This is a genomic window from Pseudomonas sp. DW-iso17, from assembly GCF_058725345.1.
Genome location: NZ_JBZXEA010000011.1, coordinates 765,260 through 778,550, shown reverse-complemented (window position 1 = coordinate 778,550; position 13,291 = coordinate 765,260). Strand labels below are relative to the sequence as shown.

The following is a 13,291-nucleotide window of genomic DNA, read 5'->3' as shown; positions in this document are numbered from 1 at the left end:
GAGCATTGAAGGGCTTCACCACCCATTCAGTAACTCTGAGTGGCAGTTCACAGGTTAAGTTCCGACAGGCTCAAAAAACTATTGGAAATAACTGACCCCCGTTTGCGCTCTAAACCGCTTCGCCACCACTGGCGATGATGGCAAAGCCGCAGAATCAGTGCGCCTCGTCCCAGTTATCGCCTACGCCTACGTCCACCACCAAAGGCACGTCCAACTGCGCCGCCGCGCTCATATGCTCGCGAATCTTCTCGCTGACCTGCGCGACCAAGTCTTCACGCACCTCCAGCACCAATTCGTCGTGCACTTGAAGGATAACCTTGGCATCCAGGCCCGACTCGGTCAGCCAGTTATCCACCTGCACCATGGCTTTCTTGATGATGTCCGCCGCCGTGCCCTGCATCGGCGCGTTGATCGCCGTGCGCTCGGCCGCCGCGCGCTCCTGGGGCTTGTTGGAGTTGATATCCGGCAAGTACAGCCGTCGTCCGAAGAACGTTTCGACATACCCCTGATCCGCCGCCTGGGCGCGGGTGCGCTCCATGTATTCGCGCACCCCTGGGTAGCGGGCGAAGTACACATCGATGTAAGCCTTGGCGGTCTTGGTATCGACGCCGATGTCCTTGCCCAGCTTCTGGGCGCCCATGCCGTAAATCAGGCCGAAGTTGATCGCCTTGGCGCTGCGGCGCTGGTTGGACGTGACCTCATTCAACTCGACCTTGAACACTTCGGCCGCCGTGGCCGTGTGCACGTCCAGGTCATTGCGGAAGGCGTTCATCAAGCCTTCGTCCTTGGACAAATGCGCCATGATCCGCAGCTCGATCTGCGAATAGTCCGCCGCCAGCAGCTTGTAGCCCTTGGGCGCGACAAACGCCTGGCGAATGCGCCGCCCCTCGGCGGTGCGCACCGGGATGTTCTGCAGGTTCGGATCGCTGGAGGACAAGCGCCCGGTCGCCGCGACGGCCTGATGGTAGGACGTATGAATACGCCCGGTACGCGGGTTGATCTGTTCCGGCAGGCGGTCGGTATAGGTACTTTTGAGCTTGCTCATGCTGCGGTACTGCATCAGTACCTTGGGCAGCGGGAAATCATCCTCGGCCAGTTTGGCCAGTACTTCCTCAGCCGTGGATGCCTGGCCCTTGCCGGTTTTCTTCAGCACCGGCATGCCGAGCTTCTCGTACAGGATCGCCCCGAGCTGCTTGGGCGAACCCAGGTTGAATTCTTCACCGGCGATCTCGTACGCCTGGCGCTCCAGCTCGACCATCTTGTTACCCAGCTCGATGCTCTGGATGCCGAGCAGGTCCTTGTCTACCAGTGCGCCCTGGCGCTCGATGCGTGCCAGCACCGGCACCAGCGGGATCTCGATGTCCGTCAGCACACTGGCCAGGGTCGGGATCGCGGCCAGTTGCGCGTACAAGTGTTGATGCAGGCGCAAGGTCACGTCGGCATCTTCGGCCGCGTAGGGGCCGGCTTGCTCAAGGGCGATCTGGTCGAACGTGAGTTGCTTTGCACCTTTGCCGGCGATGTCTTGGAAGCTGACCGTGTCGTGGTCCAGGTACTTCTTCGCCAGACTGTCCATATCGTGCCGCGTCGCGGTGGAATTGAGCACGTAGGATTCGAGCATGGTGTCGAAGGCGATGCCGCGCACGGTAATGCCCTGGGCAGAGTCGCCGCCAATGGCGCAGTTGGCCAGGATGTTCATATCGAACTTGGCGTGCTGGCCCACCTTGAGTTTGGTCGGGTCTTCCAGCAGCGGTTTCAGGGCCAGCAGCACGGTGTCGCGATCCAATTGATCCGGCGCGCCGATATAGGAATGGGTCAGCGGGATGTAGGCGGCTTCATGGGGCTGCACAGCAAACGAGACCCCGACCAATTGCGCCTGCTGGGCGTCGATGCCGGTAGTTTCGGTGTCGAAAGCAAACAACGGCGCATCGTGGAGTTTTTTCAGCCACACGTCGAAGGTGGCCTGGTCCAGAATGGTGGTGTAAACGGCCTCTACCGGTACCGATATAACAGCCTCGACCGGCATTTCGGCGGCAGGCGCAACTTCGCTCGCCGATTTGAGCTCGACACGCTTGGCATCGCGCTGGATCTCGTCGTACCAGCTTTTGAACTCAAGCAGCGTGTACAGCTCCAGCAGCTTTTCGCGATCCGGTTCGATCAGGTGCAAATCATCCAACCCGATATCCAGCGGCACATCGATCTTGATCGTCGCCAACTGATAAGACAGGAATGCCATCTCCTTATGCTCATCCAGCTTGGCCGGCAGGGTCTTGGCCCCACGGATAGGCAGGGTCGGCACAATATCCAGCTGCTCATAAAGCTCTTTGAGGCCGCCATTGACCCCTACCAGCAAGCCGGAGGCGGTCTTGGGGCCAATGCCCGGAACGCCGGGAATGTTGTCGGACGAATCCCCCATCAACGCCAGATAGTCGATGATCTGCTCCGGAGCGACACCGAATTTCTCCTTAACGCCCTCGATGTCCATCGAGCTACCGGTCATGGTGTTGACCAAGGTAATGTGGCCGTCCACCAACTGCGCCATGTCTTTGTCACCGGTCGAGATCACCACCGGGCGGCTGGCGGCCGCGCTGCTGCGGGCCAGAGTGCCGATCACGTCATCGGCCTCAACGCCCTCGACGCACAGCAACGGGAAGCCAAGAGCGATCACGCTTTGATGCAGCGGCTCGATCTGCAGGCGCATGTCATCGGGCATGCTCGGGCGGTTGGCTTTGTATTCGGCGTACATCTCATCGCGAAACGTCCCACCCTTGGCGTCGAAAACCACGGCAAATGGGCTGTCCGGGTACTGCTTGCGCAGGCTTTTGAGCATGTTCAACACGCCCTTGACCGCACCGGTGGGCAGGCCTTTGGAGGTGGTCAGCGGTGGCAGCGCGTGGAAGGCGCGGTACAGATAAGAAGAACCGTCCACCAGGACGAGGGGCGCTTGGCTCATGAGCAGGATCAACCTTTTCGGCGGGTCAGGCGCTAGAATAGCCGGACCAATGAAAACAAAGGGACAAGGTTATCATGCGTACATTCAATCGCCTGCTGTTGACCGGTTTGATTGCACTCGCTCCGATGGCTGCCACGGCGGCAGACAGTGCCCCTGGAGGTGATCCGGAAGTTACCATTCGCACGGAAGGCGACAAAACCATCCAGGAATACCGCCAAAACGGCTTTCTGTACGCAATCAAAGTCACCCCGAAGGGCGCACCACCGTACTTTCTGGTACGTGCGGACGGCACCGACGCGAACTTCATCCGCTCTGACCAGCCGGATATGCTGATCCCGTCATGGAAGATCTTCGAATGGAAATGATTTCTTAATTTTAACCGGCGCTGCCCACCGCAGCGCCCGTAACGGCAGTTTTAACCATGTCTGTGTTCACCCCCCTGGCTCGGCCCGAGCTGGAAACCTTTCTCGCCCCTTACGGGCTCGGCCGCCTGCTTGATTTCCAGGGGATTGCCGCCGGCAGCGAAAACACCAATTTCTTTATCAGCCTGGAACAGGGTGAATTCGTCCTGACCCTGGTTGAGCGTGGCCCGGTGGCAGAAATGCCGTTCTTCATCGAACTGCTTGACGTGCTCCACGACGCCGATCTGCCTGTGCCGTACGCCCTGCGTACCACCGACGGTATCGCTTTGCGCGAACTCAAGGGCAAACCGGCCTTGCTGCAACCGCGCCTGGCGGGCAAGCACATCAAGGAGGCCAATGCGCAGCATTGCGCCCAGGTTGGCGAACTGCTCGGCCACCTGCACTTGGCCACCCAGGGCGAAAAGGTACTTGAACGCAAGACCGACCGCGGCCTGGCGTGGATGCTCAGCGAGGGCGCGCAGCTTATTTCGCACCTCAACGAGGCCCAGCAACGCCTGTTGCGCGATGCGCTGGCCGAGATCGACGCTCACAAGGCTGACATCCTTGGCCTGCCACGAGCGAATGTGCACGCCGATCTGTTTCGCGATAACGCGATGTTTGAAGGCACGCACCTGACGGGCCTGATCGACTTCTACAACGCCTGTTCGGGGCCGATGCTCTACGACGTGGCAATCGCCTTGAATGACTGGTGCTCGGATGCCGATGGCGTGATTGACGGTCACCGTGCCCGGGCGCTGCTGGGCGCTTACGCGGGGCTACGAGCGTTTACCGCGAAGGAAGCCGAGCTATGGCCGACCATGCTGCGCGTGGCGTGCGTACGGTTCTGGCTGTCCCGGCTGATCGCGGCCGAGTCATTTGCCGGGCAGGATGTGTTGATTCACGACCCGGCTGAGTTCGAGCATCGCCTGGCGCAGCGTCAGCAGGTCACGCTCCATCTACCGTTCGCGCTTTAAAAGACCGACTCGGTCAATGTGGGAGCTGGCTTGCCTGCGATAGCGGTATCAACTGAGCCAACGCTATCGCGGGCAAGCCCGCTCCCACAGGAGTTTTGTGTTACCTGTTAGAGCGACTCCAGGCAACCGGCCAGATCATTGCCGAGTTTTTCCAGCACCTGCTCATAACCCTGCGCGGTAGCCGGCGTATAGCCACCCAACGCATCCAATTCCGCCAACTTCACCGGCAACCCGGCCACCAGGGTTTCGGCCAAGCGAGGTCGCAACGGCGGCTCGCTAAACACGCAAGTCTTGCCCACTTCCTGCAAACGCGCGCGCATCGCCGCTACGTGCTGCGCGCCCGGCTGCACTTCGGCGGCCACGCTGAACACGCCAGCATGCTTCAAACCGTACGCCTCTTCGAAGTAATCAAAGGCTTCGTGGAACACGAAGTATGGTTTGCCATCAACGCCCGCCAAACGCTGCTTCAGGCGCGCATCCAGCGCGTTCAGGCGTTCTTCGAAGGCCTTCGCATTGCTCTGATAACGCTCGGCATTGGCTGGGTCGGCAGCGCTCAGATCGGCCGCCATCCGAGCGGCGATCACACGTGCATTGACCGTGGACAGCCACAGGTGCGCATCCACACTGCCTGGGCGGTGATCATGGTCATGTTCGTCGGCTTCATCGGCATGTGAATGGCTATCTTCGCCGAAGATGCGCAGTTTCATGCCTGGCAGGTCCTGCACGGCCACCGTTGGCGCCGTACGGCCTTTGAGCACACGCGGCAAAAACGTTTCCATGTCCGGCCCGATCCAGTACAGCAGGTCCACCGACTGCACACGCCGTACGTCGGATGGGCGTAAAGCGAAGTTGTGCGGCGACGCCCCCGGCGGCAGCAATACCTCTGGAACAGCCACGCCGTCCTGCACGGCAGCGGCAATCAGTTGCAACGGCTTGATGCTCGTCAGTACCTTGACCTCGGCCTGAGCGGCACCCGCAACGAACAAACTGGTGACAAATACGACAAAAACGGGAAAAAGTCGGGACACGATGACCACTCGATGGCGTAGGAACGGGTAACATAATAACGTCTCTATCAAATATCTGTCGCCGCTCATGCCTAAAACACCGCTTGCCAGCCGTCCCCACGACCACTCTCACTGCGTGCACACCGCATTGTCAGAGGCCGACACCCTGTGCGCAAAGAAAGGCTTGCGCCTGACTGCCTTGCGTCGCCGGGTGCTGGAGCTGGTGTGGCAGAGCCACAAGCCTTTGGGCGCGTACGACATTCTGGGCGTCCTCAGCGAGCAGGACGGCCGCCGCGCCGCACCGCCCACCGTTTACCGTGCATTGGATTTCCTGCTGGAAAACGGCCTGGTGCACCGTATTGCCTCGCTCAATGCCTTTGTCGGTTGCAACCACCCGGAGCACGCGCATCAGGGCCAGTTCCTGATCTGCCGCGAGTGCCACGCCGCCATTGAGCTTGAACAAAAAAGCATCAGCGACGCCATTATCAAAAGCTCTGCCGACGTCGGCTTCAAGGTCGAAGGGCAAACGGTCGAAGTGGTCGGCCTGTGCGCAGGCTGCCAGGGGGTTTGATGAGCAATGCGTTAATCCGCCTGGAGCAGGTCGGGGTCACGTTCGCCGGGCAAAACGTGCTGGAGAACATCGCACTGAGCGTGGAACCGGGGCAAATCGTCACCCTGATCGGCCCCAACGGCGCCGGCAAAACCACCTTGGTGCGCGCCGTGCTCGGGCTGCTCAAGCCCCACAGCGGCACGGTTTGGCGCAAGCCCAAGCTGCGCGTGGGGTATATGCCGCAAAAGCTGCATGTGGACCCGACATTGCCGCTCTCCGTATTGCGCTTCCTGCGCCTGGTGCCTGGCGTAGACCGCGCCCGCGCCCAGGCTGCGCTTAAGGAAGTCGGCGCCGAACACGTCATCGACAACCCGGTGCAAAGCATCTCCGGTGGCGAAATGCAGCGCGTGCTGCTGGCCCGCGCCCTGCTGCGCGAGCCCGAGCTGCTGGTACTCGATGAACCCGTGCAAGGTGTCGATGTCGCCGGCCAGGCCGAGCTGTACAGCCTGATCACCCGCCTGCGCGACCGCCATGGTTGCGGCGTACTGATGGTCTCCCACGACTTGCACCTGGTCATGAGCACCACCGACCAAGTGGTCTGCCTCAACCGCCACGTGTGCTGCTCCGGCCACCCGGAACAGGTCAGTGGCGACCCGGCGTTCGTGGAGCTGTTCGGCAAGAACGCCCAGAGCCTGGCGATCTACCATCACCACCATGACCACGCCCATGACCTGCATGGCGCCGTCGTCGATACCCCCCACGTTCATGGAGATAGCTGCAAGCATGGCTGATTTTCTGCTCTACGCCCTGCTGGCAGGCTTGGCTTTGGCACTGGTGGCGGGGCCATTGGGCTCGTTCGTGGTGTGGCGACGCATGGCCTATTTCGGCGACACCTTGTCCCATGCTGCCTTGCTGGGCGTGGCCATGGGCTTTCTGCTGGATGTAAGCCCGGCCATCGCCGTGACCGTCGGCTGCCTGCTGCTAGCCGTGCTGCTGGTGACCCTGCAGCAACGCCAGCCACTGGCTTCCGACACACTGCTGGGCATCCTTGCGCCCAGTACCTTGTCTCTGGGCCTGGTGGTGCTGAGCTTCATGCATGAAGTGCGCATCGACCTGATGGCCTACCTGTTCGGCGACCTGCTGGCGATCAGCCCGACCGACCTGGCCTGGATCCTCGGCGGCAGCGCTGCGGTGCTGGCGTTGCTGGTGGCCCTGTGGCGCCCGTTGCTGGCGATCACCGTGCATGAAGAACTGGCCAAGGTAGAAGGCTTGCCCGTCGCAGGCCTGCGTATGGCCTTGATGTTGCTCATCGCCGTGGTGATTGCTGTCGCGATGAAGATTGTCGGCGTATTGTTGATCACGTCGCTGCTGATCATTCCAGCCGCCGCCGCCCAGCGCCACGCTCGCTCTCCGGAGCAGATGGCGATTGGCGCCAGCCTCCTGGGGATGCTTGCAGTGTGTGGTGGCCTGGCGCTGTCCTGGTTCAAGGACACACCGGCCGGGCCGTCGATTGTGGTTACGGCGGCCGCCCTGTTTCTGCTGAGTTTTGTCCTGCCCCGTCGAGGGGTGTAGACTTGCTCGCTTTTTGCGCAAATAGAGAGTCGCAGGAATGAAGCCGTTCACCTCCCGTTATCTGCTCCTTGCCGCATTTTCACTGCTGCTGGGCGCCTGCCAAAGTACGCCGCCCGCTGCCCCCCAGGCTCCGGATCCGCGGGCTGCGGCCATCGCGCAACTGGAACAAAACCTGGCCAGCAGCGAATTGGCCACCGCCGAAGACCAGCTGGCTGCATTGCAGGCCCAATCGCCCAATGACCCGGCACTTGAGGCCTACCAGCGTCAATTGGCCGAAGCCTACCTGCAACGCAGCCAGATCGTGTTGCAAAAAGGCGACGTCAACGCTGCCGCCACGGCCCTGAGCCGCGCCCGCGCCTTGATGCCCAAGGCCCCTGCGCTGACCGGTGGCGTCAACAGCGCCATCAGCCATGCGCGCAAAGCCGAATTGGACCAGGCAGAAGCTGCGTTGAAAGCCGCTGAGGCCAAGCCTGCCGCCAAGGTCATCGACCCGGCAGCGCCGAGCACCACCGTGGCGCTGAACCTTGCGGATGTTGAAGACATGCGCCATCAGTTGGACGCCATCGCCACCGATGTGGTGAATTACCAGTGCGACGTCAGCATCCAGGTGCCACGCACCCAGGATTACCCGTGGCTGGCCACGTTACTGACCAAGCGGGTCAAGCGGATTGATTCGGGGTATGACCTGAAGATTCACCGGCAAATCCTGAAACGTATTCCGGCGCAGGTTGTGCTGATTCCGCGCAAGGCGGACTAAAAGCATCGCAGGCAAGCCAGCTCCCACATTTGAACAGTGTGGGAGCTGGCTTGCCTGCGATGACGACCTAACAAACAACCGATAAGTTAAGCCGGAATCGCCTTGGATTTCGGCTCACGCTCCCACACCCGATGCTGGGCAATCGCCGCAAAAAACGCTTTGAACGCCTTGGCATCCGCGCCCACGATCAACCCCGCATCCTCCTCCAGTTTCAGCAGGTCCAGCAACGGCTTCACATCGCTGGCTACCGCAATCGCCTTCAGGTGTTTGTAGGCTTCCAGTACGTAATGCAACGCCACGCCATCACCGCTCAGCGCCTTCACGGACTCTTTGCCACCCGGGATAAACACTGCGTCGAAGGCAATGGACGGCATGCCTTCCATGGAGGCGTCGACCGGCAGCGTCTTGCCCTGCGCGGTGGTTACCGGCGCCGAAGTAGGCCCCAGCAACTTGGCATGGGCGCCTTCAGCTTCAAGCGCGGCTTTTAACGCGTCAATGGCCGCACCATCAACGCCGTTGGCTGCCAGAATCGCCACTTTGCGCGTTTTGATATCACCCGATAGCAAATTCACCTGGCTCAAGGCTGGCGATTCTTTCAACGACGTTTCACGTGCAGGCACGGTGCCCTTGGTCGGCGCCGGCAAGCCGAGGTTCTGCGCAACGCGCTTGGCCAGCTCCAGGTCGATATTGGCCAGGATCTCGTTGACCTGGCGCGCACGGATGAACTCGCGCTCCACCTTGCCCAGCTCAAAACTGTAGGCCGCGATAATGTGCTCTTTCTCGTGGTGGCTCATGCTGTTGTAGAACAGCGTCGCCTGGGAGAAATGGTCACCGAAGGATTCGCTGCGCTCACGTACTTTGTTGGCATCGACGCGCTCGTAGTAGGACTCAAAGCCACCATCGGTAGGACCAGCAGGGGTTTCTTTCGGCCAACCACCATCAATAGAGTTTGGCTCGTAGGACGCACGACCCTTATCAATCACGGTGCGATGCTGAGCGTCGCGCTGGCCGTTATGGAAAGGCACGACAGGCCGGTTGATTGGAATCTCATGAAAGTTCGGCCCGCCCAGTCGGCTGATCTGGGTATCGGTGTAGGAAAACAGACGGCCCTGCAGCAATGGGTCGTTGGTGAAGTCGATGCCCGGCACGATGTGGCCCGGGCAGAACGCAACCTGCTCGACTTCAGCGAAGAAGTTGTCCGGGTTACGGTTGAGCACCATTTTGCCCAGCGGCGTGATCGGTACCAGTTCTTCTGGAATGATCTTGGTCGGGTCGAGCAAGTCGAAATCAAACTTGTGCTCGTCTTCTTCGGCCACGATCTGTACGCCCAGCTCCCACTCGGGGTAATCGCCGCTTTCAATCGCTTCCCACAGGTCACGACGGTGGTAGTCCGTATCTTTACCGGCCAGCTTTTGCGCCTCATCCCATACCAGCGAGCAGGTGCCGACTTTTGGACGCCAGTGGAACTTCACGAAGCTGGACTTACCTTCGGTATTGATCAAACGGAAGGTGTGTACCCCAAAGCCCTGCATGGCGCGCAGGCTTTTTGGAATGGCGCGGTCGGACATGGCCCAGATCACCATGTGCGCGGATTCCGGTTGCAGCGAAACAAAGTCCCAGAACGTATCGTGGGCCGAACCGCCGGTAGGAATCTCGTTATGAGGCTCGGGTTTCACCGCGTGGACGAAGTCAGGAAATTTGATCGCATCCTGGATGAAGAACACCGGCATGTTGTTGCCCACCAGGTCGAAGTTGCCTTCGTCGGTGAAGAACTTCACGGCAAAACCGCGAACGTCACGCACGGTGTCGCCGGAACCACGCGGGCCCTGCACCGTGGAAAAACGCGCGAACACCGGGGTTTTATGCTCAGGCGTGCGCAGAAAACCTGCCTTGGTCAGCGCCGAATGGTCGCCGTAACTCTGGAAATAGCCATGGGCCCCCGTACCACGGGCATGCACGATGCGCTCCGGGATACGCTCATGGTCAAAGTGCGTGATCTTTTCACGCATGATGAAGTCTTCCAGCAGCGAAGGGCCGCGGGCGCCGACTTTCAGGCTGTTCTGGTTGTCGGAAATCTTCACGCCCTGGTTGGTGCGCAGGGCCTGGCCGGTTGCATCGGAACGGAATTCTTCCAACGCCTGCAGCTTGGCGTTGGTGTTGCCACGGTCCAGGGTATCAGTGCCCGCGAGTTCACTCTTCGGCGGGGTGGCTGGCTTCTTGGTACTCATCAGTCAAAACTCCTTATTTAAAGTGGCCAGAGCGGTCCCCGGCTCGTTTGAGCAAAACCCCAGGCACGGCACCTGGGAAATCGAGTTGCTTAAGTAGTGACTGACGGGGTTTTGCACCGTTCCTTTTTTATGACCTTTGATCGCGTTATTGCCAAATGACTGGATGAATACGAAATAAATGCTAAGAAACGCTATACGGACAGGCTAAAATGCGCGCCCGGCTAACCGCTGATCCCTTTTCAATGCGCCCCACAAGGTTCGCTACGTGATCGAGTTTCAAAACGTCCATAAAACCTACCGCGTCGCCGGTAAGGATATCCCCGCCCTGCACCCCACCAGCCTGCGCGTCGCCAACGGCCAGGTGTTCGGCCTGATTGGCCACTCGGGTGCGGGTAAAAGCACACTGCTGCGCCTGATCAACCGCCTGGAAGAACCCAGCGGCGGGCAGATCACGGTCGACGGTGAAGAAGTCACCGCCCTGGATGCCAACGGCCTGCGCCGCTTCCGTCAGCAGGTCGGGATGATCTTCCAGCACTTCAACTTGCTGGCGTCCAAGACCGTGGCCGACAACGTCGCGCTGCCGCTGACGCTCGCCGGTGAACTGTCGCGCAAGGAAATCGACCAACGTGTGGCTGAGCTGCTCGCCCGCGTCGGCTTGTCGGACCACGCCAAGAAGTACCCGGCGCAGTTGTCCGGCGGCCAGAAACAGCGCGTCGGCATCGCCCGAGCCCTGGCGACCAAGCCAAAAATCCTGCTGTGCGACGAAGCCACCAGCGCCCTCGACCCGCAAACCACGGCATCGGTCCTGCAACTGCTGGCCGAGATCAACCGCGAGCTGAACCTGACCATCGTGTTGATCACCCATGAAATGGACGTGATCCGCCGCGTATGCGACCAAGTCGCGGTGATGGACGCGGGGGTGATCGTCGAGCAAGGCTCGGTGGCCGACGTGTTCCTGCACCCCAAGCACCCGACCACCAAACGCTTCGTACAAGAAGCCGAACAGGTGGACGAAGGCGAGCAGCGCGACGACTTTGCCCATGTGCCAGGCCGTATCGTGCGCCTGACGTTCCAAGGGGACGCGACCTACGCGCCACTGCTGGGTACCGTCGCACGGGAAACCGGTGTGGACTACAGCATTCTTGCCGGTCGTATCGACCGCATCAAAGACATCCCTTACGGGCAACTGACCCTCGCCGTCACCGGCGGTGACATGGAAGCTGCGTTTGCACGCTTCACCGCCGCAGACGTTCACATGGAGGTGCTGCGCTGATGGACGTGTTCCTGAGTTTCTTCGCCAATATCGACTGGTCTGAAATCTGGCTCGCCACCGGCGACACCATGACCATGCTGTTCGGCTCGCTGTTCTTCACCGTGCTGCTGGGCCTGCCTCTGGGCGTGCTGTTGTTCCTGACCAGCCCGCGCCAGCTGTTCGAACAAAAAGGCCTGTACGCGCTGTTGTCGCTGATCGTGAATATCTTGCGCTCGCTGCCGTTCATCATTCTGTTGATCGTGATGATTCCGTTCACGGTACTGATCACCGGCACGTCGCTGGGTGTTGCCGGTGCGATCCCACCGTTGGTCGTCGGCGCTACGCCATTCTTTGCGCGCCTGGTGGAAACCGCACTGCGCGAAGTGGACCGTGGCATCATCGAAGCCACCCAGGCCATGGGCGCCACCACCCGCCAGATCATCACCAATGCCCTATTGCCCGAGGCCCGCCCTGGCATCTTCGCGGCGATTACGGTGACGGCTATTACACTGGTTTCCTACACCGCGATGGCTGGTGTGGTCGGTGCTGGCGGCCTGGGCGACCTGGCAATCCGTTTTGGCTACCAGCGCTTCCAGACCGATGTGATGGTGGTCACTGTGGTGATGCTGTTGATTCTGGTGCAAATTCTGCAAACCGTCGGCGACCGGCTGGTGGTGCACTTTTCTCGTAAATAACGGCCATTGCCGGCGCGCAGCCGGCAGATGCCCGAACAAGGAGCTTGCTGGATGAAAAAACTACTGGTTGCCTTCGCCGCCGTGGCTGCGTTTTCCGCCCACGCCGAGACCATTACGGTCGCTGCTTCGCCGGTGCCTCACGCCGAAATCCTCGAATTCGTGAAGCCTGCCCTGGCCAAAGAAGGCGTGGACCTGAAGGTCAAAGTCTTCACCGACTACGTGCAGCCGAACGTACAGGTGGCTGAAAAGCGCCTGGATGCCAACTTCTTCCAGCACCAGCCGTACCTGGATGAATTCAACAAAGCCAAAGGCACTCACCTGGTGAGCGTCGGCGCTGTGCACCTGGAACCACTGGGCGCTTACTCCAGCAAGTACAAAAAACTGGCCGACCTGCCTGACGGCGCCAACGTGGTGATCCCGAACGACGCCACCAACGGCGGCCGTGCGCTGTTGCTGCTGGCCAAGAACGGCCTGATCACCCTGAAGGACCCGACCAACATCCTGTCGACCATCAAGGACATCACCGGCAACGATAAAAACCTGAAATTCCGTGAACTGGAAGCCGCTACCTTGCCGCGCGTGCTGACCCAGGTCGATCTGGCGCTGATCAACACCAACTACGCCCTGGAAGCCAAGCTGGACCCATCCAAGGATGCCCTGGTGATCGAAGGCAACGACTCGCCTTACGTGAACATCCTGGTAACCCGCGAAGACAACAAGGATGCAGACGCGGTGAAGAAGCTGGTTGCAGCCTTGCACACGCCTGAAGTGAAGAAATTCATCGAAGAGAAGTACAAAGGCGCGATCAAGCCAGCGTTCTGATCTCTCCTGATCTGATCGTTCCCACGCTCCGCGTGGGAACGCTCTTGTGACGCTCTGCGTCACGCTTGGGGACGCAGAGCGTC

12 protein-coding genes are annotated in these 13,291 nt (G+C 60.4%); 9 read left to right on the top strand and 3 right to left on the bottom strand.

Annotation, left to right across the window (positions count from 1 at the left end; all coding sequences use genetic code 11):
* Window positions 1–154: 154 nt before the first annotated feature.
* A complete protein-coding gene (gene polA / locus AC4PS6_RS11450; RefSeq protein ID WP_336827179.1) occupies window positions 155–2,950 on the bottom strand; it encodes a DNA polymerase I in 2,796 nt (931 codons plus the stop codon).
* Between the two features lie 74 nt (window positions 2,951–3,024).
* Here polA and AC4PS6_RS11445 point away from each other — a divergent pair, with 74 nt between their 5' ends.
* The gene (locus AC4PS6_RS11445; RefSeq protein WP_014716338.1) at window positions 3,025–3,315 is read left to right on the top strand and encodes a DUF2782 domain-containing protein; all 291 of its coding nucleotides are present in this window, start codon (window positions 3,025–3,027) and stop codon (window positions 3,313–3,315) included.
* 56 nt (window positions 3,316–3,371) lie between these two features.
* Window positions 3,372–4,325, top strand: coding sequence for a homoserine kinase (locus tag AC4PS6_RS11440; protein ID WP_014716337.1), 954 nt, complete (start codon window positions 3,372–3,374; stop codon window positions 4,323–4,325).
* Between the two features lie 107 nt (window positions 4,326–4,432).
* On the opposite strand, the gene AC4PS6_RS11435 is transcribed toward AC4PS6_RS11440, so the two are convergent.
* Window positions 4,433–5,362 (bottom strand): zinc ABC transporter substrate-binding protein, encoded by a 930-nt coding sequence (locus AC4PS6_RS11435; protein WP_003187364.1) that lies wholly within the window; start codon window positions 5,360–5,362, stop codon window positions 4,433–4,435.
* A gap of 58 nt (window positions 5,363–5,420) precedes the next feature.
* Here AC4PS6_RS11435 and zur point away from each other — a divergent pair, with 58 nt between their 5' ends.
* The 4 genes from zur to AC4PS6_RS11415 are packed head-to-tail and all read left to right on the top strand — an operon-like array spanning window position 5,421 to window position 8,211.
* Complete coding sequence (gene zur / locus AC4PS6_RS11430; protein WP_014716336.1) at window positions 5,421–5,903, top strand: zinc uptake transcriptional repressor Zur; 483 nt, start codon at window positions 5,421–5,423, stop codon at window positions 5,901–5,903.
* Complete coding sequence (gene znuC, locus AC4PS6_RS11425) at window positions 5,903–6,673, top strand: zinc ABC transporter ATP-binding protein ZnuC (RefSeq protein WP_003187361.1); 771 nt, start codon at window positions 5,903–5,905, stop codon at window positions 6,671–6,673. The genes zur and znuC overlap by 1 nt, the downstream gene beginning before the upstream one ends.
* A complete protein-coding gene (gene znuB, locus AC4PS6_RS11420) occupies window positions 6,666–7,454 on the top strand; it encodes a zinc ABC transporter permease subunit ZnuB (protein WP_014716335.1) in 789 nt (262 codons plus the stop codon). Before znuC ends, znuB begins: the two co-directional genes overlap by 8 nt.
* 37 nt (window positions 7,455–7,491) lie before the next feature.
* Entirely contained in the window at window positions 7,492–8,211 is a 720-nt protein-coding gene (locus tag AC4PS6_RS11415; protein ID WP_020301406.1) for a PA5502 family lipoprotein, read from the top strand.
* 86 nt (window positions 8,212–8,297) lie between these two features.
* Here AC4PS6_RS11415 and katE read toward each other — a convergent pair whose 3' ends face one another.
* Entirely contained in the window at window positions 8,298–10,439 is a 2,142-nt protein-coding gene (gene katE, locus AC4PS6_RS11410) for a catalase HPII (RefSeq protein WP_060766945.1), read from the bottom strand.
* A gap of 265 nt (window positions 10,440–10,704) precedes the next feature.
* On the opposite strand from katE, the gene AC4PS6_RS11405 reads away from it, so the two are divergent.
* From AC4PS6_RS11405 to AC4PS6_RS11395, 3 genes are read left to right on the top strand one after another with little or no spacing between them, the layout of a single operon-like run.
* Window positions 10,705–11,712, top strand: a complete 1,008-nt coding sequence (locus tag AC4PS6_RS11405) for a methionine ABC transporter ATP-binding protein (protein WP_014716332.1) — start codon at window positions 10,705–10,707, stop codon at window positions 11,710–11,712.
* On the top strand, window positions 11,712–12,386 hold the full coding sequence (locus AC4PS6_RS11400; protein WP_003187354.1) for a methionine ABC transporter permease: 675 nt from the start codon (window positions 11,712–11,714) through the stop codon (window positions 12,384–12,386). The genes AC4PS6_RS11405 and AC4PS6_RS11400 overlap by 1 nt, the downstream gene beginning before the upstream one ends.
* A 51-nt stretch (window positions 12,387–12,437) precedes the next feature.
* Window positions 12,438–13,208: a MetQ/NlpA family ABC transporter substrate-binding protein gene (locus AC4PS6_RS11395; protein ID WP_014716331.1), complete on the top strand. Its 771-nt coding sequence runs from the start codon at window positions 12,438–12,440 to the stop codon at window positions 13,206–13,208.
* Window positions 13,209–13,291 lie beyond the last annotated feature (83 nt).